Origin of the sequence: Pelomonas dachongensis (genome assembly GCF_043555865.1) — a bacterium.
Classification (GTDB): Bacteria; Pseudomonadota; Gammaproteobacteria; order Burkholderiales; family Burkholderiaceae_C; genus Pelomonas; species Pelomonas dachongensis.
In genome coordinates this window covers 172,712-193,887 of record NZ_JBIGHY010000010.1, presented here as the reverse complement: position 1 = coordinate 193,887, position 21,176 = coordinate 172,712, and the positions used below count along the sequence as shown (strand labels likewise).

24 protein-coding genes are annotated in these 21,176 nt (G+C 70.7%); 5 read left to right on the top strand and 19 right to left on the bottom strand.

The genetic code is table 11. The features are described 5' to 3' along the window. Positions 1-3 precede the first annotated feature (3 nt). The 10 genes from ACG02S_RS22675 to flgB form a co-directional block, all read right to left on the bottom strand. The gene (locus ACG02S_RS22675) at positions 4-1,446 is read right to left on the bottom strand and encodes an AMP-binding protein (protein WP_394472771.1); all 1,443 of its coding nucleotides are present in this window, start codon (positions 1,444-1,446) and stop codon (positions 4-6) included. Then, a complete protein-coding gene (locus tag ACG02S_RS22670) occupies positions 1,443-2,006 on the bottom strand; it encodes a thermostable hemolysin (RefSeq protein ID WP_394472770.1) in 564 nt (187 codons plus the stop codon). The genes ACG02S_RS22675 and ACG02S_RS22670 overlap by 4 nt, the downstream gene beginning before the upstream one ends. Before the next feature lie 458 nt (positions 2,007-2,464). Beyond that, the gene (locus ACG02S_RS22665) at positions 2,465-2,713 is read right to left on the bottom strand and encodes a site-specific integrase (protein WP_394472769.1); all 249 of its coding nucleotides are present in this window, start codon (positions 2,711-2,713) and stop codon (positions 2,465-2,467) included. 379 nt (positions 2,714-3,092) lie between these two features. Continuing rightward, positions 3,093-3,770 carry a flagellar basal body L-ring protein FlgH gene (locus tag ACG02S_RS22660; RefSeq protein WP_394472768.1) on the bottom strand — a complete coding sequence of 226 codons (678 nt, stop codon included), beginning with the start codon at positions 3,768-3,770 and terminating at the stop codon, positions 3,093-3,095. A gap of 11 nt (positions 3,771-3,781) precedes the next feature. After that, on the bottom strand, positions 3,782-4,564 hold the full coding sequence (gene flgG, locus ACG02S_RS22655; protein ID WP_394472767.1) for a flagellar basal-body rod protein FlgG: 783 nt from the start codon (positions 4,562-4,564) through the stop codon (positions 3,782-3,784). A gap of 23 nt (positions 4,565-4,587) precedes the next feature. Continuing rightward, positions 4,588-5,319 carry a flagellar basal-body rod protein FlgF gene (gene flgF / locus ACG02S_RS22650; RefSeq protein ID WP_394472766.1) on the bottom strand — a complete coding sequence of 244 codons (732 nt, stop codon included), beginning with the start codon at positions 5,317-5,319 and terminating at the stop codon, positions 4,588-4,590. Positions 5,320-5,344: 25 nt separating this feature from the next. Continuing rightward, positions 5,345-6,661 (bottom strand): flagellar hook protein FlgE, encoded by a 1,317-nt coding sequence (flgE, locus tag ACG02S_RS22645; protein WP_394472765.1) that lies wholly within the window; start codon positions 6,659-6,661, stop codon positions 5,345-5,347. A gap of 43 nt (positions 6,662-6,704) precedes the next feature. Further along, complete coding sequence (locus tag ACG02S_RS22640) at positions 6,705-7,343, bottom strand: flagellar hook assembly protein FlgD (protein ID WP_394472764.1); 639 nt, start codon at positions 7,341-7,343, stop codon at positions 6,705-6,707. A gap of 14 nt (positions 7,344-7,357) precedes the next feature. Next, positions 7,358-7,774 carry a flagellar basal body rod protein FlgC gene (gene flgC, locus ACG02S_RS22635; RefSeq protein ID WP_394472763.1) on the bottom strand — a complete coding sequence of 139 codons (417 nt, stop codon included), beginning with the start codon at positions 7,772-7,774 and terminating at the stop codon, positions 7,358-7,360. 17 nt (positions 7,775-7,791) lie between these two features. After that, positions 7,792-8,205: a flagellar basal body rod protein FlgB gene (gene flgB, locus ACG02S_RS22630; RefSeq protein ID WP_394472762.1), complete on the bottom strand. Its 414-nt coding sequence runs from the start codon at positions 8,203-8,205 to the stop codon at positions 7,792-7,794. Positions 8,206-8,348: 143 nt separating this feature from the next. On the opposite strand from flgB, the gene flgA reads away from it, so the two are divergent. From flgA to ACG02S_RS22615, 3 genes are all read left to right on the top strand, one after another. After that, a complete protein-coding gene (gene flgA / locus ACG02S_RS22625) occupies positions 8,349-9,047 on the top strand; it encodes a flagellar basal body P-ring formation chaperone FlgA (protein ID WP_394472761.1) in 699 nt (232 codons plus the stop codon). A 148-nt stretch (positions 9,048-9,195) separates the two neighbouring features. Further along, positions 9,196-9,525, top strand: a complete 330-nt coding sequence (gene flgM, locus ACG02S_RS22620; protein ID WP_394472760.1) for a flagellar biosynthesis anti-sigma factor FlgM — start codon at positions 9,196-9,198, stop codon at positions 9,523-9,525. A 16-nt stretch (positions 9,526-9,541) separates the two neighbouring features. Continuing rightward, positions 9,542-9,934 (top strand): hypothetical protein, encoded by a 393-nt coding sequence (locus tag ACG02S_RS22615; protein WP_394472759.1) that lies wholly within the window; start codon positions 9,542-9,544, stop codon positions 9,932-9,934. A 50-nt stretch (positions 9,935-9,984) separates the two neighbouring features. Here the strand turns inward: ACG02S_RS22615 and ACG02S_RS22610 are convergent, their stop codons facing one another. From ACG02S_RS22610 to kefF, 9 genes are all read right to left on the bottom strand, one after another. Continuing rightward, a complete protein-coding gene (locus ACG02S_RS22610; protein ID WP_394472758.1) occupies positions 9,985-10,416 on the bottom strand; it encodes a DUF1841 family protein in 432 nt (143 codons plus the stop codon). Between the two features lie 31 nt (positions 10,417-10,447). Beyond that, on the bottom strand, positions 10,448-11,716 hold the full coding sequence (locus ACG02S_RS22605) for an adenylosuccinate synthetase (RefSeq protein ID WP_394472757.1): 1,269 nt from the start codon (positions 11,714-11,716) through the stop codon (positions 10,448-10,450). A gap of 1 nt (position 11,717) precedes the next feature. Beyond that, the gene (locus tag ACG02S_RS22600; protein WP_394472756.1) at positions 11,718-12,698 is read right to left on the bottom strand and encodes a VWA domain-containing protein; all 981 of its coding nucleotides are present in this window, start codon (positions 12,696-12,698) and stop codon (positions 11,718-11,720) included. A gap of 21 nt (positions 12,699-12,719) precedes the next feature. Then, positions 12,720-13,658: a protein kinase family protein gene (locus tag ACG02S_RS22595; RefSeq protein WP_394472755.1), complete on the bottom strand. Its 939-nt coding sequence runs from the start codon at positions 13,656-13,658 to the stop codon at positions 12,720-12,722. An 84-nt stretch (positions 13,659-13,742) separates the two neighbouring features. Continuing rightward, on the bottom strand, positions 13,743-14,609 hold the full coding sequence (locus tag ACG02S_RS22590) for a PEP-CTERM sorting domain-containing protein (RefSeq protein WP_394472754.1): 867 nt from the start codon (positions 14,607-14,609) through the stop codon (positions 13,743-13,745). 89 nt (positions 14,610-14,698) lie between these two features. After that, complete coding sequence (locus ACG02S_RS22585; protein WP_394472753.1) at positions 14,699-16,645, bottom strand: protein kinase domain-containing protein; 1,947 nt, start codon at positions 16,643-16,645, stop codon at positions 14,699-14,701. Further along, entirely contained in the window at positions 16,638-17,204 is a 567-nt protein-coding gene (locus tag ACG02S_RS22580) for an ECF-type sigma factor (protein WP_394472752.1), read from the bottom strand. Before ACG02S_RS22580 ends, ACG02S_RS22585 begins: the two co-directional genes overlap by 8 nt. Continuing rightward, complete coding sequence (kefC, locus tag ACG02S_RS22575; protein ID WP_394472751.1) at positions 17,201-19,051, bottom strand: glutathione-regulated potassium-efflux system protein KefC; 1,851 nt, start codon at positions 19,049-19,051, stop codon at positions 17,201-17,203. The genes ACG02S_RS22580 and kefC overlap by 4 nt, the downstream gene beginning before the upstream one ends. Beyond that, positions 19,048-19,701, bottom strand: coding sequence for a glutathione-regulated potassium-efflux system oxidoreductase KefF (gene kefF / locus ACG02S_RS22570; protein WP_394472750.1), 654 nt, complete (start codon positions 19,699-19,701; stop codon positions 19,048-19,050). Before kefF ends, kefC begins: the two co-directional genes overlap by 4 nt. Before the next feature lie 51 nt (positions 19,702-19,752). Here kefF and ACG02S_RS22565 point away from each other — a divergent pair, with 51 nt between their 5' ends. Then, positions 19,753-20,208, top strand: a complete 456-nt coding sequence (locus tag ACG02S_RS22565) for a MaoC family dehydratase (protein WP_394472749.1) — start codon at positions 19,753-19,755, stop codon at positions 20,206-20,208. Between the two features lie 53 nt (positions 20,209-20,261). Next, positions 20,262-21,167, top strand: a complete 906-nt coding sequence (locus ACG02S_RS22560) for a DUF808 domain-containing protein (protein WP_394472748.1) — start codon at positions 20,262-20,264, stop codon at positions 21,165-21,167. The last annotated feature ends 9 nt before the right edge of the window (positions 21,168-21,176 follow it).

Below are 21,176 nucleotides of genomic sequence, written 5' to 3'. Positions count from 1 at the left end.
AGTTCATGCAGGTTGAGTGGACAGCGCACCCGTCAGGCCCAGGGCCTCGGCGTGAGCACGCAGGATGGCGTCGCGCTGCGGTCGGCCATTGGCCGTGGCCAGGCCGCTGCGGGCGTCGAAAGCGGCGCCGCCTCGCACCCAGCGCGGGATGCGCGCGTAGTCGGGCAGCGTGGCGTTTGTCGCGTCGACGGCGGCCTGCAGCAGGCTGTCGTCGGCCGTCGGGTTCAGTGGCCACAGCACGGCCGACAGCGCCGGCTGGCCATCGCCGAAGACCACTGCCTGCGCCACGGCGGGCTGGCTGCGGAGCGCGGTCTCGACCCATTCGGGCGAGACGTTGCGGCCGTAGGCGGTGATGAGCAGGTGCTTCTTGCGACCACTGATGTGCACGAAGCCGTCGGCATCGATGTGGCCGAGGTCGCCGGTGGGCCACCAGTCGGGCACCGGTGTCGGGTCGCCGAGGTAGCCGCTGAACAGGCTGCCGGCGACGTGCAGTTCACCATCGGGCGCGACACGCAAACGGGCATGTGCCAGCACCCGACCAGCGCTGCCCGGGCGGTTGTGGCCGGGCAGGTTGAGGGTCTGCACCGATGCGCCTTCCGACAGGCCGTAGCCCTCGCCCACCGGCAACCCCAATGCCTGTGCTGCGTGCACCAGCGGTGCGCCGACGGCAGCGCCACCCACGGCCACGAACTTCAGGTCCGGCGGCGCGTGTTGGCCGCTGCGCTGCAACAGGACGCACCAAGCGCGCAGCATTTGCGGCAGCAGGATCAGGCTGTGTGGCTGCAGCGCGCGCACGGCAGTGTCGAAGGCGGCAGCGTCGAAACCGGACGCGCCCGCCAGGCCCAGCTGGGCCAGCGGTCGCGTCACGACCGTTGCGCCCTGCGCCCGCGGCGCCATCAGGCCGGCGATGTTCTCGAGCAGAACGGCAAACGGCAGGGCATTGAGATGGCGCGTGATGCCCAGCGGCGCCATCGCATCGCCCAGGCCCTGCGCCACCTGCTGCAGGGCCGCGCCCGACAGGCAGACGCCCTTGGGCGCACCGGTGCTGCCTGAAGTGAAAGTGATCTTGGCCGTGCCCGGCGGCAGGGCCACCGGCGCAGACTGCAGCCGGGCCACAGCCAGAGTGTGGCCGGCCACCGTGGCCGGGACCCACGGCAGGACGGGCCATTGGCGTGCCAGCGGCTCGACGGTGATCAGCAGGTCCACGCCCGCAGCGCGCAGGGCATGCTGCACCTGATCGGCGCTGAAGAAAAGCGGCAGCGGCACGTGCACAACGCCGGCTTGTGCCGCAGCTTCGTCCAGCACCACGAAGGGCGCGCCGTTGTCCAGCAGCGTGGCCAGCACGCGCGCGCCGCTGTCGTGCAGCCAGTTGGCCGTTGCGGCTGTTGCCGCAGCCAGTTCGGCTGCGGGCCAGACGCGCTGGCCATCGTCGAGTGCCGGCCTCATGCCGCCACCCCGCGCCGTGACAGCGACTGCAAGGCCGCCTCGATCTGCCCGGCCAGCACTACCGGCCGATGGTCGTAGTAGCTCCCCCAGGCCGCAGCGTCGGCGCCTAGCACGGCCGGGTCGGCCACCCCAAGCGCCATTGGCGCGATGCCCAGGCGCATGAAAAGGTGTCGCAGTTCTTCGGTCAGCGTGCTCACGACCCACTGGTATCCCTGGGCGGCCAGGTGCGGCCCAAGGCGCAGGATCAGCCGGCGGCCCTCGCCGGCCCGCACGGCCGCGAGATGACCGACTTCCACGATCCGTTCACGCCTTGGGGGCTGCGCCACGGTGGTGCCGAGCAGTGCCTGCACGGGTCCGTCCAGGTAGCGCTCCAGGAACAGCGGCTCCACGTTGGCGGGCCGGTAGCCGGCAGCAGCGAGCAGTTGGCCGTCGGCGTCGCACAGCGCCACCAGCTGCGGCGCGAAGTGGCGGATGTCAGCACCGTAGTGTGTGGCGTAAACGCTGTGTATGAACTGTTCGACCGCCGCTCGCAGCGGGTGGCCCTGCTGGACGAGCAGCAATGCCGGCGAGACCGCAGTCCCCGTGTGGGCGGGATCTAGCGGGTAATCGACGGATGAATCGGCTTCTGAACTCTTGGACTGGGCCGGCACACGATCTCCTTCAGTGCTCCCGGACAGCGGGAATGCAACGAAGCGAGAGCTTGGTGGCTGGCGATTAAGTAAACCTTAACCGCGGCAACGGTTCGAACCGCATCACAGCGGCTAGGTTCGTTGCGTTCGGTCACGCACAGAAGGCATAGGTTGATAGCTGGGTGGCCATCATCTGCAATCCGAGCTTCCCGTACCGGCTGGCTCATACCGCTGTCGGCGGCCTACTTGCATACCGCCTCCATCGTCGCCAGCGTAGGTGCCTGGCACCTGCTCAAGGAACGAATTGGCAGAACGCCCAACCCGCGCGCGCGGCTCATGCTCTGAATGGCGATGTGGATGCAGCCAGCGGCGCCGCGCTGCAGGTCAGTTCACGTTCGACCTTGACATCGCTTGGCCATCCCGGTTGGGCAGCAGTGGGCACCGCCCCGCAGCGTCGGTTTCAGCCTCAACCAGGCCCGGATCTCCACCACGGTGACGTTCCACAGCGGGATCGAGCGCAGCTTGTGATCCTTGCCACGCAGGTGGACGCAGGCGCCACCGTCCAGCACGACGTCGACCACGCGCACACCGATGATCTCGCAGACGCGAGCGCCCGTGTTGTAGAGCAGGGCCAGCAACAGATGGTCGCGCTGCGAGGACCAACTCGCTCCCGGCTGCCCATCGGCTTGTGACTCGGTCACGAGAGCACGGTGACCACCCATCGCTACGTGCAGGCAGACCTCGCCATGAAGGAGAAGGCGCTGGGCCGGCTGGAGGAACCAACCATGAAGCTGCGCAGATATCGTGCCCCGGACTCGCTCATGCGGTTCTGCAAGAGCTGTAGGCTAAAGACTGTGCGCAGACCTCGACTGCCGCAATCCTTCACCGACATAGGCGCTGACGCTGATGCAAGCCGACCGGATGGACATACGTGCGATCTGCGCATAGGCAGCGTTATTGAGGGCTTTCCAGAACGCTGCATTGCGGGCACGACTCGCAGTCGCCCGCACCGCCCGATCAACTCGGCGCCAGATTCAGGAAGAACCGCGACAGCCAGCCCACCGCGTGGGCGTCGCTGACGGCACCGCGGCCGCGCTGTTCGATGCGGACGTTGGCCACGGCGGTTGAGGTCACGGCATTGCCCTGGCCGATCATGCGCGGGTCGACCTGTCCGGAGAAGCGCAGGACGTCCACGTTGCGGTTCACGCCGATCTGCTTCTCGCCGCTGATCATCAGGTGGCCGTTGGGCAGTACGCCGGTCACGATGGCCGTGATGGCGCCGGTGAACTCGTTGGTGTTTTGGTTGCTGCCCTTGCCCTGGTTCTCGTTGGCCGATGTGGCCGACGCGCTGGCGCGGTTGAAGGAGTTGGCGGCAATGCCCGGCAGCGCAGTGACGCCGGCCGACAGGTTGCCGGTCTTGCTCAGCTCGCTGGTGCTGGTTTGCGTGGCCGACACGCGCTCGGTGATGTTGATGGTCAGCGTGTCGCCCACAAGCCGTGCGCGGTGATCCTCGAACAGCGGGCGGTAGGCGGCGGCCTGGTAGATGGCGCCGTTGCTGGCGGGCTGCTGCTGCACGTGCGGGAGGTTGACCACCGGCGTGTGGCTCAGCTCCACCTGCGGCGTGGGGTAGGGCGTGGCGCAGCCGGCGAGCAGCGCGGCCAGGGCCAGGGATGCGAGGCGGGCGAGGTATTTCATGGGCGCTCCCGTCAGATCTGGGCCAGCTTCTGCAGCATCTGGTCGGAGGTCTGCACAGCCTTGGAGTTCAGTTCGTAGGCGCGCTGCGTCTGGATCATCTGCACCAGCTCCTCAACGACGTTGACGTTGGATGTTTCGACGAAGCCCTGCGCCAGCGCGCCGATGCCATCGTTGTTGGGCGTGCCGGCGTTGGGCGTGCCCGACGACGCGGTCTCGGTGAACAGGTTCTGGCCCTTGGGGTCCAGGCCTGCGGGGTTCACGAAGCGCGCGAGCTGGATCTGCCCGACCGTCTGCGGTGCGGCCTGGCCGGGCTGCGTGACGCTGACGGTGCCGTCCTGGCCGATGGTCAGGCTCAGCGCGTTCGCCGGGATGGTGATACCGGGCATGACCGTGTAGCCGTTGCTGGTGACCATCTGGCCGTTGGCGTCGAGCTGGAAGCTGCCGTCGCGCGTGTAGGCCGTGGTGCCGTCGGGCATCTGGATCTGGAAGAAGCCGTCGCCCTTGATGGCCAGGTCCAGGTTGTTGCTGGTCTGCTGCAGGTTGCCCTGCGTGTAGATGCGCGCGGTGGCTACCGGGCGCACGCCCAGGCCCACCTGCAGGCCGGTGGGCAACGTGGTCTGCTCGGTGCTGTTGGCGCCGGTCTGGCGCATGTTCTGGTAGATCAAGTCCTCGAACACCGCGTGCGAGCGCTTGTAGCCGTTGGTCGCGACGTTGGCGAGGTTGTGGGAGATGTTGTCCAGCTGGTGTTGCTGGGCTTCCATGCCGGTCTTGGCAATCCAGAGCGAGCGCATCATGGCGGTGATTCCTTAGGTCTTGCTCAAGTGGTGCCGAGCAGCTTGGCCGATTGCTGGCCCTGGGTCTGGGCGAGTTGCAGCAGCTTCATCTGCTGCTCGAACTGGCGGCCGGCGGCGATCATGGCGACCATGGTCTCGACGGCGCTGACGTTGGAGCTTTCCAGCGCGCCGTCCTGCAGCCGGGCGTTCGCGTCGGCGGGTAGGTCGCCGTCGCCGGCGCGGAACAAGCCGTCGTCGCCGCGCGTCAGCGCCTGTGTCGTCTCGGGCGTGACGAGCTTGAGCCGGCCGATGTTGGTGGGCCGCTGGTTGGGTGCCTTGGCGCTGACGGTGCCGTCGGCGCCGATGGCGATCTCGCTGTTGGGCGGCACGTTGATGGGGCCGCCGTCACCCAGTACCGGCATGCCGTTGCGCATGACCAGGATGCCCTCGGCGTTCACGTCCAGCGAGCCGGCGCGGGTGTAGGCCTCGGTGCCGTCGTTGGCCTGCACGGCCAGCCAGGCCTGGCCCTGCATGGCCACGTCAAGGTTGCGCCCGGTGGCGGTCAGCGCGCCGGGCGCGTCGTTGTAGCCGATGGTGGTTTCCAGCGAGAAGGCGCGCGTGGACGCGCCGTCGCCGCGCACCGGCACGGCGCGGAAGGCCTGCAGCTCGGCGCGGAAGCCGTTGGTCGTGACGTTGGCGAGGTTGTGCGAGAGCACGTCCTGCCGCTGCATGGCCGCTTTGGCGCCGGCCATCGACAGGTAAATCATCCGATCCATCGCGCGTCCTCGCCGTCAGTGGATATCAGCGCAGGTTGACGATGGTCTGCAGGACCTGGTCCTGCGTCTTGATCGTCTGCGCGTTGGCCTGGTAGGCGCGCTGCGCCGTCACCATGTTGACCAGCTCGGCCGTGATGTCGACGTTGCTTTCCTCCAGCGAACCCGAGCGCAGCGCGCCCATGTTGCCGTCGCCCGGGACGCCCACCACCGGATCGCCAGAGCCGACGGTGCGCAGCCAGACGTTGCCGCCCATCGGCTGCAGGCCTTGTGGGTTGCGGAAGTTGGCCAGCTCCACCTGGCCGGCGGGCTTGCTCTGGCCGTTGGAATAGCGCGCCAGCACGGTGCCGTCGTCGGCGACCTGGATGCCGGTCAGCTGGCCCGGGGCGTAGCCGTCCTGGGTCAGGTTGGTCACCGCAAAGCTGCTGCCGTTCTCGGTGATGCCGCTCAGGTCCAGCTGGATGCCTTCGATGGCGAGCGTGGAGTAGCCGCGGTTGCTTGTGCCGGCGGGCACGGTCATCGAGATGGGGGCGGTCGGGCTGGTGGGCGAGCCGCCGGTGGACGGGAAGGTCAGCACCGTGTAGGGAGTCGTCGGGTTGCCCAGGTCGTCCACCGAGATGGTGTTGCCCTCGGCGTCGACGTCGAACGGCGTGCCGTTGGCGGTCGCGTAGACGTTCCAGACGTCGCTGCCGTCGTCGGCAATCGCAGCCCGCTGGAAGTAGAAGGTCACGGCCACGTCCTGGCCCTTGGCGTCGTAGACGGTCATGGACGTGGCGTTGTTGTAGGTGGTGCTGTCCGACAGGTCCAGGCCGGTGCCCGTGCCGTCTTCGGGTGCGGTGACCTTCAGGCGGGAGTCGAGGTTGAACTCCATCGACACCTTGCTCGTCACCGCCGGCGGGATGCCGCCCGTGGGCAGTTGCAGCGGCGTGGCGGTGCCGGGCTGGATGACGCCCTGGCCATTGGCCGGATAGCCCATCAGCTTGAGGCCGTCGTTGTTGACGATGAAGCCGTCCTTGCTCACCTTGAACTGGCCGTTGCGGCTGTACAGCGTCGGGTTCACGCCGTCGCTGAGCTGGAAGAAGCCGCCGCCGTTGATGGCCAGGTCCATCGGGTTCTCGGTGGTGCTGATGTTGCCCTGCGTGAACTGCTGGGCCACGGTCTGCAGCGAGGTGCCGATGCCGATCTGGTTCTGGCCGGCGCCGTTCAGCGCCATCGCGTAGACGTCGGAGAACTCCGCTCGCGACGCCTTGGCGCCGTAGGTGCCCGAGTTGGCAATGTTGTTGCCGATGACGTCCAGGTTCTTGGACGAGGCGTTGAGCCCGGAGAGGCCTTGCTGGAAGCTCATGGAGGAGTCCTTGCTGTCGTGCGGAAGGAAAGGGCAGGGAGGGTCAGTTGACGGACGAGACCGCCGCGTAGTCGACCGGGCCCAGGCGGGCGAGGTTGAGCTTCAGGCCGCCGTTCTCGCTGTAGACGGCGTCAACCGTGTCGTGCGCGTAGGTGACGGACTTGACCGCCGCCGTGCCGTTGGTGGCCGTGAGGCGGTACTTCAGGTCGACACCCTCGGCGGCCAGCGTGCCGGCGTTCCAGGTGAGGGTCTGGCGGCCCGTGCCTTGGGCGCCCAGCTCCTTGGTGTCGATGACGTTGCCGGCCGGGCCCAGGATCTCCAGCTTGACGTTCTTGGCTGCGGCTTCCAGCTCGAAGCTGGCCTCGACCTTGCCGTTGACGACGCGGACCTTGTCGCTGGGCACGCTGACCTCGCGGCCCACCAGCGTGATGGACTGCAGCGCCTGCATCTGCCCCAGCTGGCCGCCCAGGCCCTTGATGCTGGTGTCCAGCGTGGACAGGCTGGTGACCTGCTGGATCTGCGCCATCTGGCTCGTCACCTGCGCGTTGTCCATCGGGTTCAGCGGATCCTGGTTGTTCATCTGCGCGACGAGCAGCTTCAGGAAGCGGTCCTGCGTGTCCTGGGCGTTCTTGGTGGCCGTGCTCGACGTGCCCGTCGATGTGCCATTCAGTGCGGTGATCATGTCGGCCTTCCTGCTCAGCCCTGGCCGAGCTGCAGCGTCTTCAGCAACAGGCTCTTGGCCGTGCTCATGACTTCGATGTTGTTCTGGTAGGACCGCGAGGCGGAGATCATGTTGACCATCTCCTCCACCGGGTTCACGTTGGAGTACGTCACGTAGCCGTCGGCGCCTGCCTGCGGGTGCTTGGGGTCGTGCACACGGCGGCCGGGCGTCTGGTCTTCGGTGATGTTGGTGACGCGCACGCCGGCGTTGCCGCTGTCGTCGCCGGCGCCCATCAGCTGGGTCTGGAACACCACCTGGCGTGTCTTGTAGGCCTGGCCGTCGGGGCCGGCCACGGTGTCGACGTTGGCCAGGTTGCTGGCGACGACGTTGAGCCGCTGGCTTTGCGCGCTGACCGCGCTGCCGGAGACGTTGAAGATCTGGAACATCGACATGGCGGTCTACTCCTGGCTCAGCCCTGCGTGTGCGACTTCATCGAGTCCAGCGTCGTGCGCACGGAGCCGTTGATGAAGCGCAGCGTGGCTTCGTACTTCACCGAGTTGTCGGCGAAGCTGGCGCGTTCGCGGTCCATGTCCACGCCGTTGCTGTCCATGCTGGTCTGCGACTGCAGCGCGTAGGCCTTGCCGCTTTCGCCCCGCGCACCGGCCAGCGGCGCCATGTGGCCGCGCTGCGTGGTGGCCAGGCTGCCCGGCGTGCCGACCTCGCCGGTGGCCTCGCGCAGCGCCTGGGCGAAGTTGATCTCGCGGGCCTGGTAGCCCGGCGTGTCCGCGTTGGCGATGTTGCTGGCGAGCAGGCGCTGACGCTCCGCCCGCAGCGAGAGCGCCTGGGTCTGGAAGTTCAGCGTGTCGGTGATTCGGTTCAACATCTGGGGCCTCTCGCGAGGTGCAGCCGGTCTGGCTCTTGGACAAATTGTTCTGCCGCACGGGCCGAAACATGAGCGGGATTAGCGGTATCAAAGCCCGTCAATTCCGATCCAGGGGCACCGCGGCCTTCCCTAAAGTGGCGGCCATGCTGTGTCGAATTGCGCTCCTGCTGTGCCTGTCGCTGACGGGGGTGTACGCCCGCGCGCAGACCGCGCTGGACCCGGCACTGATCGAACGTGTGCGGCAGCTGGCCGAGACCGCGGCGCGTGCGACCGCGCCGCCCGGCACCCGCGTGGTGGTCGAGACGGGTGCGCTGGACCCGCGGCTGCGCCTGGCGCCGTGCCGGCAGGTGCAGCCCTACTTGCCGCCCGGCATGCGCGCCTGGGGCAGGAGCCGCATCGGACTGCGCTGCGTCGACGGCAGCGTGCGCTGGAACGTGACGCTGCCGGTGCGCGTGGCCGTCATCGGTCAGGTGGTCGTGGCCGCCGGCCCGCTGCCGGCCGGCGTCAATTTGTCTCAAGAACAGCTCGCGCTGGCCGATACCGACATTGCGGCCGAAGCCGGTGCGGTGTTCACCGACCCCGCGCAGCTCATCGGACGCTCGCTCGCGCGGCCCGTGGGCGCGGCCGAGGCGCTGCGCGCGCCTGACCTCAAGTCCCGCCAGTGGTTCGCCGCCGGCGAGACCGTGCAGGTGAGGGCGGTCGGCGCGGGTTTTGCCGTGTCGTCAGTGGCCCAGGCCCTGGGGCCGGGCTTCGAAGGCCAGCTCGTCAGGGTGCGCTTTGACAGCGGCCGTGTTGCCAGCGGCCGGGCCGTGGGCGAGCGTCAGGTGGAACTGCTGCTGTGAGCAAATCGCCACGAAACCCGGAAAACCTCGAGATGGACCGGAAAAATCCGGCAAATCCCGCTCAAGATCCAGGACCAGCGGCCGATACAGGAGGAAACTCCCTAGCAACGCCCGCTGCGGGGCCCGCCCCGCAACCTGGAGAAACCTCATGAAGATCGGCAACAGCCCCAGCCCCGACGGCAGCGCCAGCCCTGCCAAGGCCGAGCGTGCCACCGCGCGCAAGCCTGAGGCGGCAGCGACCGAGACCATCCGCCAGGCCGCCTCCGCGCCGGCCGCCAGCGCCCAGGTGGAGATTTCCAGCGCCGCCAAGCTGGCCGCCAGCGCCGGTGCCGACGATGGCAGCTTCGACGCCGCCAAGGTCGCCCGCATCTCGCAGGCCATCACCGAGGGCAAGTTCACGATCAATGCCAACGCGATCGCGGACAAGCTGGTCGCGAATGCGCAAGAATTGCTGGACAGCCGCGCCAACAAGCACTGAACACGCTCAGAAGAACATGACCGCCATCGCCTCGTCCGCCCCGCTCAGCGCCGAACTGGAAGCTCCGCTGCTGGCCGTCGAAGCCACGCTGAACCAGCTTGGCGACGCGCTGACCCGGCGCGACGCCGCCGCCATCGAACAGTTCTCGTCCGAGCTGCACCAGCACCTGGCCCGCGCTGTGCAGAGCTTCGGCGAAGCTGCCCGCACCGGCGGTGTGCCGGCAGCGCTGCGCAACCGCCTGGTGCGCGCTGGGGGCCTGCTGGCCGCGCAGCGCGAGTCGCTGGCCCGCGGCAACGCGTCGCTGGACCGCGCGCTGGACGTGCTGATCCCGAGCGAGCCGACCGGTCTGTACGGTGCTGCCGGCAAGGCCGAACGCCGCAGCATTGGCGGCGGCAGCTTCACCGCCTGAGGCCGACGCGCCGCCATGAAAAGAGCCACCCTCGGGTGGCTTTGTCATTTCTAGCGCGTGGCCGCCTGGCGCACCTTGTCCAGGTAGACGTGCCCGTCCGGCGGCATGCCGCTGCGCTGCGACGCCCAGATCATCTCGCCCAGCGCCTCCATGGCGACATGATGCGCGTCGTGGCGGGAGTTGCGCTTGGCGCTGAGCAGGTCCACGGCCTGGCGGATGCCGCTGGGCTGGTCGATGGCGTGCTGCTCGGTGATGGTCAGGTGCATGGAGAGGTGCAGGAAGGGGTTGGTGCGGCCTTCCTCCACGGTGTAGACCTTCTCCAGCGCGCCGGCCTCGTCGGCGAGTTCGTCGTGGTATTCCGGGTGCTCGGCGATCCAGTCCGCCGCGATGGCCTCCATCGGAATCAGCGGCGCGCCATCGCGCCATTTGCGGTAGGTGGCGCAGAAGAAGCGCCGGACTTCGAGCTGGGACGGAGCGAACATGGCCGTGATTGTCGCCAGTTGCGCGGTCTCATCATTCCCCGGGGTCTAGCCAGCGCACGTCGCGGTGCGTGGGGCCGTCGGACCAGCCCGCCAGCGCGGCACCGCTGGCTTCGTGCAGCCGCGCCAGCAGTGCATCGCGGCTGAGCAGGCCAGGTTCGTACAGCGGCTGCGCTGCCTGCAGCCAGGCGGTGAGCGCCTCGGGCGCGAGTTGGGGCAGCGCTGGGGCATCTCGATAGGCGTGGCACCAGCGCAGGCCGACAGGCACGGCGTCCAGATGGCCCACCAGCAGGCCGTCCAACGCACCGCAGGCCCTGGCGGCGTGGCGCAGCAGCAGCGCGTCCGGATGGCCGCGGCGGAATGGGCCCTGCCAGCCGTCCTCGGGGTTGTGCGGTTCGGGCAGCGAGTCCAGCGCCGGGTCGACGGTCGGCAGCGGGCCGGTGCCATGGCGGGTCAGATAGCTGCGCACGATGCCGTAGCGGTGCAGCCTGGGCGTGAGCCCCAGATCGCGCAGCACATCGACCGCCGCGGTCGGCGTCACGCGGCTCCAAGTGGTGTGCGGGTGAAAGCCGTGGTCTTCGTCCAGCAGCACGCCCTGGGCGCCTTCGAAGGCGACGTGCCCCGGTCGGGCCAGCTGGCTGGCCATGAAGTCGGCAGACCGCGCCGGTGCCAGCCGCCAGGCTTCGTGCGCCTGCACCAGCCAGCGCTCGGCCAGCGCGACCTCGTGCAAGGCCTGCCAGTCGGCCTGGGCGGCGGCGTCGGGCGGCTCGGGCCAGGCCTCGCGCAGCCAGGCTTGCTGGTCGCGCAGCCGGGCCAGCGCCCGGGCCGGCTGCGCCAGGTCGGCCCAGTGCAGGCCCAGGGCCGGCTGCTGCAGCGACAAGGCCACCGTCTCGCCGAAGCCGACGCCGCAGCTGCCATGCGCCGCGGCGCCGCGCGCCCGCTCGCGCAGGCGGCCGGCGGCCTGCAGGAAGGGCGTGGTCACGCGGCAGCGGCCGTCGATGAACAGGCGCTGCCAGGGATCGGTCAGGCCCCGTGCAATGAGCGCCTGCGCCTCCTGCAGCAGTGCGCCGGGATGCACGACGACCGGCGCCGCCAGCACGGTGGCCACGCCCGGCACGAAGCTGGCCGCGCCCCATTGCGAGAAGGTGTGGTGGCGGCCGTCCGGCAGCACCACGTTGTGCCCGGCCTGCGCGCCGCCGTTGAAGCGGACCACCGTGTGCGCGCCCCGCCGGCGCACCCAGGCATCGACGAACTTGCCCTTGCCGGCGTCGCCGAAGCCCAGGTCGACGAAGGCGGCGAACACTTCAGCCGAACAGCTTCTTCCACCAGCCGCCGGCGGCTGCGCCGGCAGGCCGTGCACCGGGGCGCAGCGGCAGGCCTACCGCGCCTGGCTTCAGCAGCTCGGCATACGGCCGCAGCGCCCGCACGACGGCGCTGACGCGCTCGCGCGCCAGGCCCTGGTCCGCCAGCACGCGGGCCACGGCATCGACATCGGCCAGCCGGCCTTCCGTCAGCCCCACCAGGGCGGCGGCCACGTGGCAGGTGTCGTCGGGCGACTCCATGCAGATGACGTGGTCGCCCAGCAGGTCGCGCCAGCGCGACTCGCAGCGCTGGCGGCGCTGCAGGTCGGGGATCAGGAAGAACAGATGGTATTGCTCGGCCGCGGCCGCGATCGCTTCCTCGATCGGGATGTCCTCGTCCAGCTGGTCGCCCAGCAGCGCGCCGACCTGGTGGCGCGAGACAGCCGGGTACGGCAGCTCGTCGCCGGTCATGAACAGGTAGCCCTTGTGGCGGCGCTTCACCCAGCTGTCCGTGTCGGTGTGGCGGGCCAGCAGGTAGAAGGCCAGCTCGTAGCTCTCGGAGCCGGTTCCGCCCCCGCCGCCCTCCAGGAAGCTCCAGGTCAGCCACTGGTCCATCAGCTCGGCGGTGGACTCGAACTGCCCCACCTGCAGCGGCGCGTCGTCCGAGGTGGCGTCGCCAATGGCCATGAACAGCACCTGCGGGTCGGCGATGGCGCAGGCGCCCAGCAGGCCCATGAACTGCGGCAGGTCGCGCTGGGCGAGGTTGCGCGGGATGTCGCCCATGGAGCCGGTCACGTCCAGCGCAAAGGCGATGGGCAGGGCGTGCGGATGGTCGGCGCTGTCGCGCGATTCGCGCACCGTCAGGCCGCGCGGATTCATCAGCGGGTGGCAGCCGGTCTGGCGGAAGACCTGTTCCGCATCGAGGTCGGCGCGGTCGGCCAGCAGTGCGGCGTGCGCCGCGTGCGAGTAGTTGCCGTGTCCCATGGGTTCTCCGTGTCAAAGTGTTCAGGCGCGCTGCGGGTCGAAGGGCACGAAGCGCGGTGGCCCGAAGTCTGCCAGCGCTGCGGCGCTGAGCTGACGGGCCAGCCCGGCGGCGCCCTGGCCGCGGCACCAGTCGCGGTCTTCGCTGGCGCGCCGCAGCAGCTGGGCCAGTGCCGCAGGGCAACGCGCGGGCAGGGCGGGTGGCGCCTCGCCTGCGCCGGCCAGCGCGGCGCGCAGGGCCCAGGCCGATTGCTGCAGGTCCACCGCCGGGTCGGCCTGCGGGGCGGCGCGGCTCCAGCCGACCAGGTGCACGCCGTGGTCGGCCGGATGGATGAGCCAGTGCTTGGGGCGCAGGTCCAGATGACACCACCCCTGGCCGTGCAGATAGTCCAGCAGCTCCAGCACGCGGCGCCACAGCCACACCGCGTGCCGCGGGTCGGCCAGGCCTTGAGGATGCAGCGCCATCACGTCGGCCAGGCTGCCCCAGAAGCCGGGCCAGGCCCGGACGGCGATCGCTGCGCCGCGCGCGGTGAGGCCCTGCGCAACGGGCTGCGGCAGGCGCAGCGAGAAATAGCTGCTCCCGGGGCCACTCAGTGCCTGCAGGCGTTGCAGCGTGGTCGCCTCGCGGGCCTGCTTGCCGGCAGCCGCGGGCGGTTCGAGCTTGATGACGGCGCGCAGCCGGGCGTTGCCTTGGCGCTCGGCCAGCCAGGCCTCGCTCGTCGTGCCTCGGCCCAGCGGCGCCAGCAGGCGATAGTCGGTGCCGGCCAGCGTGACCCAGTCGCCGTCATCGGCACGCAGCTGCGCGCGGGCCCAGGCGGCGCGGAAGGCCGCGCGCTCCACCCAGCGGGTGTTCAGCGTGACGACGGCCTTGCAGTAGCTGCAGCTCACGGCCCGCCACAGGGCCTGACGCGGCAGGCTGCCGCCGCACTGCGGGCAGCTGGGGCTGCCGTGGCCGGCCGTCATGCGGTTCGGGGCGCGCCTGACGCGGCGCACAGGAAAGCGGGTGGGCAGTCGGCGGTCATGCCGCCATTTTGCGGCGCCCCGTGCTCAGCTCGGGCGGCGGCGGCGCAGCATGCCGATGCCGAGCAGCCCGACGGCCATCAGTGCCCAGCTGCCCGGCTCGGGCACCGGCGTGGCGAAGTCGTAGCCGCTGGCGCCGACGGTGTTGAGCCCCGTCACGGAAGGCACCAGCTGGTAGCCGGCCGAGTGGCCGAAGTCAGCCCAGGCCGTGCGGCCCAGCTGGGCATAGTCACTGACCGAGGCGCCCACCGCCAGCATGCCGCTGAGCGAGATCGTGCGGCCGACGAAGGTGTCCAGCCGCAGGCTGAAGACGCCCGGCGCATCGCGGCTGGCATCCCAGCTCTTGTTGACCTCGGCAAAGCTGCTCATGTCGCGCAACCTCACCTCGGCGATGCCGTAGGCGGTCAGAAAGCCGCCCATCTCGAAGCTGGGGTTGGACAGCGCACCGTCGATGCTGAAGTTCACCGTGTAGCTGACCGGCGTGCCCGCAGCCAGCCCTGCACCGCTGACGGCGATGCTGTCGTAGAAACGACCTTGCACGCTGGCGTCGGCATAGCCCTGGACGACGCGCCGCCCGAGGGCATCGCAGCAGTACGGGAAGCTGGACGCCGCAGAGGCGCGCAGCAAGCCCATGCGGCCCTCGAAGTGGGCCGTGGCGGTGCCGCCGCTGAGGGTGGTGCTGTCCGCCAGGGTCTGCAGCTGGCCGGCGCGTGGGTCGTCGATCAGGTTGAGGTCGGTCCTGCGCGACGCGACGTCGGATACGGGGTAGAACGCGGTCGTGTTGACAAGCAAGGTCGCGTACAGCTGGCTGTCGATGGCGGCGGCGGGCAGGCTGCAGGCCAGCAGCAGCGCGAAGGCGGCGGCCCTGGGACGCAGCGCGTGTTGAAGCAACATGGGTTTCTCCCTGGATGCGGCGCCAATGGCGGCGCCATCTCCACACACGCAAACCGGCGCCGGGGCCGGCCAGCCGGGCTGTCGCCGATTCAGGGGGCAGCCGCGCAGCCGCCCACGCCGGCCTCGGCGGCCAGCGCGTTGGCGGCAGTGCGGTCCGCCGCGCAGCGGCGCGCCACCAGCGCGGCCAGCGCCTGGCGGACAAAGGGCGCGCGCAGCCCCACGCTGCCGCGCAGCAGCTGCAGCGCCCGGGCCTCGTCAGCCGCCGCGCCGGCAGCGCCCAGGCTGGCGCGCTGCAGCAACTGCCGGGCATGGTCGCTGGCGATGTAGGGCTGGGCCCGCTCGACCAGGCCCAGCGCGCGGTCCACGGCCGCCAGCGCATCGTCGCGCCGTCCCTGGGCGGCGTGCAGCTCGCTCAAGGCCAGCCAGGTGGCGGCATGGCCGCTGTCTTGCGGCGCATCGGCGGCGTAACCCGCCAGCGCGGCGCGCAGCAGGGCTTCGCGCTCGGCCGGCGCCGCACCCTGGCGCTCGCGCAGGTCGTGGCGGGCCAGCAGCCACTCGGCGCGCAGCAGGCCGCGCGCGGGCAGGGCCGGGTCCAGCTCGGCCAGCAGCGCCGCAGAGGCCGCCAGGTCGCCGCTGGCCAGCAGCGGCCAGATCAAGTGCATGCCGGCCAGCTGCGTGCGCGGCTGGGCCAGGCCCAGGCGGTCCTTCAGCAGCCGGTAGCGGCGCTCGGCCAGCGCGCGGCTGCGCCGGGCGTCGCCCAGGTAGTCGTGCAGCGTCGCGGTGATGCGCAGCAGCTCGTCAGCGGTGTCGGGGTCGGTGGGCAGCGTGGCCTCGATGCGCGCGCTGCGCTCGGCCAGCAGGCGGCGCAGCGCGGCCTCGGGCTGGGCGGCGTCGGGCGCGCGGCGGTCCAGCGTCTTGAACAGGTCCAGCAGGTAAGCGTTGGCCGCCTCGGCGCGGCGGGCCTCGCGGCGGGCGGTGTCGGCCTGCCACAGCGCGGCGGCGGTGCCAACCAGCAAGGCCGCCGCGCCCAGCAGCGGCCAGCGCTGGCGGCGCAGCCAGCACGCCAGGCGGTAGCCGCGCGCATCGGGCAACGCGGCCACGGGCCGGTGGTCCAGCAGGCGGTGGATGTCGGCGGCCAGCGCCTCGACGTCGGCATAGCGGTCGGTCGGCGCGTGCGCCTGGGCACGGGCGATGACGGCCGTCAGCGCGCGGCTGCGTTCGGCTGGCGGCACCAGCGCGGCCAGCACGCCGCCCAGGCCGTGCACGTCGGTGGCGACGGTCAGCGCGTCGCCACGTTGCTGCTCGGGCGCGGCCAGCCCCGGCGTGAAGGCGCGCGGCCCGTCGGCATGCAGCAGCCGGGCGATGCCGAAGTCCAGCAGCTTCACGCGGCCGTCGTCGCCGACGAGGATGTTGGCAGGCTTGAGATCGGCATGCAGCACGAGGCGTGCGTGGGCGTGGCGCACCGCGTCCAGCACCTGCAGGAAGGCGATGAGCCGCGCGCGCTGCGGGCGGCCCGCCAGCGCCTCGGTGATGGGGCGGCCGGCCACCCACTCGAGCGCCAGCCAGGGCTGGCCCGCCTCGATGCCGGCGTCGTACAGCCGGGCGATGTGCGGATGCTCCAACCCCAGCAGCAGCGCGCGCTCCTCGATGAGCCGCTGGCCCAGCCGGCCCCCGGCCAGCTTGCCGCCGCCGCGTGGCAGCTTGACGGCCACGCGCCGACCGGTCAGCGGGCCGTCTACCTGTTCGGCCCCCCAGACCTCGGCCATGCCGCCCACGCCCAGGCAGGACAGCAGCCGGTAGGGGCCGATGCGCTGGCCGGCCTGGCCCGCCGGCGCGGTGGCGTCCAGCGCCGGCAGCTCGGCGCCGCCGTCGTGGGCCTGCAGCAGCGCCCGCAGCGCGGGTGCGAGGTCAGCCGGCTGCGCGGCCACCCAGGCTTCGCGGGCGTCGGCGGGCAGGTCCAGCGCGGCGTCGAACGCGGCGGACAGGCGCGGCCACAGGGCCGGGTCCAGCGCTTGCGCGCGCGGGCCCTCAGTCATCGAGCTGCACGAGCAGGAAGGCCCGCGCCTTGGCCCACTGGCGGCGCACGGTGCGCTCGCTGGTCCCCAGCGCGTCGGCGGTCTCGGCCTCGGTGTAGCCGCCGAAGAAGCGCAGCTCCACCAGCTGCGCCAGCGCGGGCTCCAGCGCGTCCAGCGCCTGCAGCGCGCCGTCCAGCGCCAGCAGGCGCTCCTCGCGGGCCGGTGCGGCCAGGTCGACCACGGCGGTGTCCCAGCTGAGCGCCTGCCAGTCGCCGCCGCGGGCCTGGGCGTGGCGGCGGCGCAGGTGGTCGATGACGATGTGGCGCATGGCCTTGGCCGCCAGCGCGTAGAAGTGATGGCGGTCGGCGAGCGGCGCACTGGGGGCGGCGGCCAGGCGCAGGAAACCTTCGTGCAGCAGCTCCTCGGTGGCCAGGCTGGGTGCGCCGGGACCGCGCAGCCGCGCGCGGGCGATGCGGCGCAGCTCGGGGTAGATCAGCGGCCACGCGGCTGCGGTGGCAGCCGGGTCGCCGTCACGGGCGGCCTGCAGCAGCGCGGTGAGGCCGTCCGTGGGTGTGCTCATGCACCGGGCTCGCTGTCGGGATGCGCCCCCCAGCCCTGGCGCTGCGCGCGGCGATGCGCCTCCTCGGCCTCGCGCTCGGCGGCCATCTGCTGCTCGAACTGCTGGCGGCCCAGCTTGGCGGCGGCGATCAGCGCCCCTTCGTCGCCCTGCAGCGGCACCATCTGCTCCAGCACCTCGATATTGTGGCGGCGAAAGCGCATGGCTTGGCGACGTGCGGCGTAAGGTTCCATGCCGGTCAGCTCCAGCACGCTGCGTGCGCTCATCAGTGCGGCGTCGAAGGTCTCGCGCTCGATGTGCTGCACGCCGGCTTCGCGCAGCTGGTAGTAGTGCTGCACGTTGCGCGCGCGGGCCACCACGGTGAGTTTCGGAAAGTGCTCCCGCGCCAGCTCGGCGATCTCCACGCTCTGGCCGATGTCGTCCACGGCGATCACAAGGATGCGCGCGGTGGCGGCGCCGGCGGTCTTCAGCATGTCCAGCCGCGTCGCGTCGCCGTAGTGCACCGTCCAGCCGAAGCGGCGCAAGCCCTCGATGGCCTCGGCGTCCTGGTCCAGCAGCGTGGCCTCCAGGCCATTCGCGCGCAGCATGCGGCCCACCACCTGGCCGTAGCGGCCGCTGCCGGCAATGATGACGGGGGCGGGCGGCGGCGGGGCCGCGTCGCGCTGCTTGCGCAGGCCGCGGCGTGCCAGCTTCTGCGACATCAGCCGGTCGCCGCCAGTCAGCAGCAGCGGCGTCAGCGCCAGCGACAGCGCGACCGCCGCCACGAGGGCCGAGTTCTGTGCCGCGTCGATGAGCCCGTTGCTCTGCGCCAGCTGGAACACGACGAAGCCGAACTCGCCGCCCTGCGCCAGCAGGATCACGAAGGCCGGGCGCTCGACCAGCGGGATCTTCATCGCCTTGGCCATCAGCGCCAGCACGAGGATCTTGCAGGCCAGCAGCGCCAGCACCAGCGACGCGACGAGGCCAGGCTGTGCGGCGACGGCCTTCAGATCCAGCCCCATGCCCACGGCGATGAAGAACAGGCCCAGCAGCAGGCCCTTGAACGGCTCCAGGTCGGTTTCAAGCTCTCGCCGGTACTCGCTCTCGGCCAGCAGCACGCCAGCCAGGAAGGCGCCCAGCGCCATCGACAGGCCCACCAGCTGCATCAGCGCCGCCGTGCCCAGCACCAGCAGCAGCGCGGCGGCGGTGAAGATCTCGGGCGTCTTGCTGGTGGCGATCCAGCGCAGCGCTGGGCGCAGCAGCAGGCGGCCGCCGAACACGATGGTGACGATGGCACCGATGGCCTTGGCCGCGGCAAACCAGCTCCCGTCGCCGCCGTCGCTGTCGCCGTGCGCGGCCAGGATGGGCACCAGCGCCAGCACCGGGATGGCCGCGATGTCCTGCAGCAGCGCGACGGACAGGATGCTTTCGCCGGCCGTCGTGCGCCCGAGGTTGCGCTCGGCCAGCACGGCCAGCGCGACGGCGGTGGACGACATCGCCAGCCCCAAGCTGACCACCACGGCCAGCCGCCACGGTGTGCCCAGCGCCAGGCCCACCGCAGCCAGCACCGCCGCGCAGCCCAGCAGCTGCACGCTGCCCCATCCGAAGATGGGCCGGCGCATGGCCCACAGCCGCTTGGGCTCCAGTTCCAGGCCGACGAGGAACAGCATCAGCACGACACCCAGCTCGGCCACCTCGGGGATGGCGCTGGAGTTGGGCACCAGCCCCAGCACCGCCGGCCCGATCAGCAGGCCCGCGACCAAGTAGCCGAGGATGGAGCCCAGCCGCAGGTAACGGGCCAGCGGCACCGCCAGCACCGCAGCGGCAAGAAAGACCAGCGGCAGTTGCAGCCAGGCGCCATGGTGGTTCATGTCGTACCTCCACCCAGCGTGGAGAACATGGCCGGCCGCTCGTCCAGCGCCACGTCGTCCTCGTCGCCCACGGGCGCCTCGGCGCTGTGATCACACCATTCGGGGTAGTGCGCCAGCCGCTTCACGAACAGTTCGGCATGGGCCTGGATCTGCGCGTCCGTCGCGCGGTGGGCGGCCAGCAGGATCTGCGGCGGCAGCCAGTGCATGCCGCAGGTGCGGGCCGACTGGCGATAGGGCAGCAGGAACTCGTCGATGGGGTGGTGGTTGTGGCCGGTCGGCGCATAGGCCTCGGGGCCGCCGCCGGTGGAGGCCACCAGCCAGAAGTCCTTGCCGTGCAGTGCCGTGCCGCCGGGGCCGTACGCCCAGCCCAGTCGGGGCACCTCGTCCCACCAGAGCTTTTGCAGCGCCGGCATGCTGTACCAGTAGATGGGATGCAGCATGACGACCAGGCGGGCGGCCTCCAGCGCGCGCTGTTCGGCGTCGACGTGGATGTGGAAGTCGGGGTAGAGGCGGTAGAGGTCGCGCAGCTCGACGCGGTCGGCCAAGGGCGACGCACGCAGCGCCGCGAGGACGCCGCGGGTCACGTTGGAACGCGCCAGCTCGGGGTGGGCGGCGAGGACGAGGATGTCGCGCAAGGGTCGGTCGGGCATGGGCGGCTAGGTTACCGTCGCCAGGCGTCAGCTCCTTGCAGAAACACCCCCATGCGCATCTTCGAGACACTCGCCGACCTGCAGACCCTGGTGGGCCAGCCGCTGGGCCACAGCGAATGGATCACCGTCGACCAGCCCCGCGTGAACGCCTTCGCCGAGGCCACGGAGGACCGCCAGTGGATCCATGTGGACCCGGAGCGCGCGAAGGCCGGGCCGTTCGGCGGGCCCATCGCGCATGGCTTCCTGACGCTGTCGCTGATCCCGTACTTCTTCGAGACCGGCTTCTCGGTGCGCGAGACGCGCATGGTTGTCAACTACGGGCTCAACAAGGTGCGCTTCACGGCGCCGGTGCCGGTGGGCAGCCGGTTGCGTGCAGGCTTCCGGCTGCTGGCGATGGACGACGTGGCCGGCGGCGCGGTGCAGCTGACGGTGGAGGTGGCTGTCGAGGCCGAGGGCGCTGCCAAGCCGGTGTGCATTGCTGAGAGTCTGGCACGGCATTTCCGGTGAGTTCACGCTGAGCAGCTAGCATCGCGGCCCACCCAACGATCGCATTGCCCCCCATGGCCTCCAGCCTGTTCGTTCTGCTCGACGACATCGCCACCATCCTCGACGACGTGGCCGTGATGACCAAGGTGGCCGCCAAGAAGACGGCCGGCGTGCTCGGTGACGACCTGGCACTGAACGCGCAGCAGGTCACCGGCGTCAAGGCCGACCGCGAGCTGCCGGTCGTGTGGGCCGTGGCGCTGGGCTCGCTGCTCAACAAGGCCATCCTGGTGCCGGCGGCGCTGGCCATTGCGACATTCGCGCCCTGGGCCATCACGCCGCTGCTGATGATCGGCGGCGCTTTCCTGTGCTTCGAGGGTTTCGAGAAGCTGGCGCACAAGTTCCTGCACAGCCAGGCCGACGAGGACGCCCACCGCGAGCAACTGGTGCAGGCCGTGGCTGATCCGCAGGTCGACATGGTCCAGTTCGAGAAGGACAAGATCAAGGGCGCGATCCGCACCGACTTCATCCTGTCCGCCGAGATCATCGTCATCTCGCTGGGCACCGTGGCCGACAAGCCGTTCACATCGCAGCTGGCCGTGCTGGTGGCCATTTCGCTGGCGATGACGGTGGGCGTCTACGGGCTGGTGGCCGGCATCGTGAAGCTGGACGACGCCGGGCTGTGGCTGACGCAGCGCGCCAGCGCCGCCGCGCGTGCGTTCGGCCGCGGCCTGCTGGCGATGGCGCCGTGGCTGATGAAGACGCTGTCGGTCGTTGGCACCGCCGCGATGTTCCTGGTGGGCGGCGGCATCCTGGTGCACGGCATTCCGGCGCTGCACCACGTGGTGCAAGCCTGGACGGCCGGCCAGTCCTGGGGCGTGGCGGCGCTGGTCGAGAACGCTTCCAACGGTGTCGCCGGCATCGTGGCCGGGGCGTTGGTGCTGGCCGTGTGGACGGGCATCCAGAAGCTGCGCGGAAAATGACGCAGCGGG

Excerpts from the sequence above, each read along its gene's own strand:
- flgM (WP_394472760.1), top strand. The coding sequence starts at position 9,196 with ATGAAGATCGGCAACAGCCCCAGCCCCGACGGCAGCGCCAGCCCTGCC.
- ACG02S_RS22585 (WP_394472753.1), bottom strand. The coding sequence starts at position 16,645 with ATGACTGAGGGCCCGCGCGCGCAAGCGCTGGACCCGGCCCTGTGGCCG.
- flgB (WP_394472762.1), bottom strand. The coding sequence starts at position 8,205 with ATGTTGAACCGAATCACCGACACGCTGAACTTCCAGACCCAGGCGCTC.
- kefC (WP_394472751.1), bottom strand. The coding sequence starts at position 19,051 with ATGAACCACCATGGCGCCTGGCTGCAACTGCCGCTGGTCTTTCTTGCC.
- ACG02S_RS22615 (WP_394472759.1), top strand. The coding sequence starts at position 9,542 with ATGACCGCCATCGCCTCGTCCGCCCCGCTCAGCGCCGAACTGGAAGCT.
- ACG02S_RS22660 (WP_394472768.1), bottom strand. The coding sequence starts at position 3,770 with ATGAAATACCTCGCCCGCCTCGCATCCCTGGCCCTGGCCGCGCTGCTC.
- ACG02S_RS22610 (WP_394472758.1), bottom strand. The coding sequence starts at position 10,416 with ATGTTCGCTCCGTCCCAGCTCGAAGTCCGGCGCTTCTTCTGCGCCACC.
- ACG02S_RS22590 (WP_394472754.1), bottom strand. The coding sequence starts at position 14,609 with ATGTTGCTTCAACACGCGCTGCGTCCCAGGGCCGCCGCCTTCGCGCTG.
- flgG (WP_394472767.1), bottom strand. The coding sequence starts at position 4,564 with ATGATGCGCTCGCTCTGGATTGCCAAGACCGGCATGGAAGCCCAGCAA.
- ACG02S_RS22640 (WP_394472764.1), bottom strand. The coding sequence starts at position 7,343 with ATGATCACCGCACTGAATGGCACATCGACGGGCACGTCGAGCACGGCC.
- kefF (WP_394472750.1), bottom strand. The coding sequence starts at position 19,701 with ATGCCCGACCGACCCTTGCGCGACATCCTCGTCCTCGCCGCCCACCCC.
- ACG02S_RS22595 (WP_394472755.1), bottom strand. The coding sequence starts at position 13,658 with ATGACGGCCGGCCACGGCAGCCCCAGCTGCCCGCAGTGCGGCGGCAGC.
- flgA (WP_394472761.1), top strand. The coding sequence starts at position 8,349 with ATGCTGTGTCGAATTGCGCTCCTGCTGTGCCTGTCGCTGACGGGGGTG.
- flgC (WP_394472763.1), bottom strand. The coding sequence starts at position 7,774 with ATGTCGATGTTCCAGATCTTCAACGTCTCCGGCAGCGCGGTCAGCGCG.
- ACG02S_RS22560 (WP_394472748.1), top strand. The coding sequence starts at position 20,262 with ATGGCCTCCAGCCTGTTCGTTCTGCTCGACGACATCGCCACCATCCTC.
- flgF (WP_394472766.1), bottom strand. The coding sequence starts at position 5,319 with ATGGATCGGATGATTTACCTGTCGATGGCCGGCGCCAAAGCGGCCATG.
- ACG02S_RS22600 (WP_394472756.1), bottom strand. The coding sequence starts at position 12,698 with ATGGGACACGGCAACTACTCGCACGCGGCGCACGCCGCACTGCTGGCC.
- ACG02S_RS22580 (WP_394472752.1), bottom strand. The coding sequence starts at position 17,204 with ATGAGCACACCCACGGACGGCCTCACCGCGCTGCTGCAGGCCGCCCGT.
- flgE (WP_394472765.1), bottom strand. The coding sequence starts at position 6,661 with ATGAGCTTCCAGCAAGGCCTCTCCGGGCTCAACGCCTCGTCCAAGAAC.
- ACG02S_RS22675 (WP_394472771.1), bottom strand. The coding sequence starts at position 1,446 with ATGAGGCCGGCACTCGACGATGGCCAGCGCGTCTGGCCCGCAGCCGAA.
- ACG02S_RS22565 (WP_394472749.1), top strand. The coding sequence starts at position 19,753 with ATGCGCATCTTCGAGACACTCGCCGACCTGCAGACCCTGGTGGGCCAG.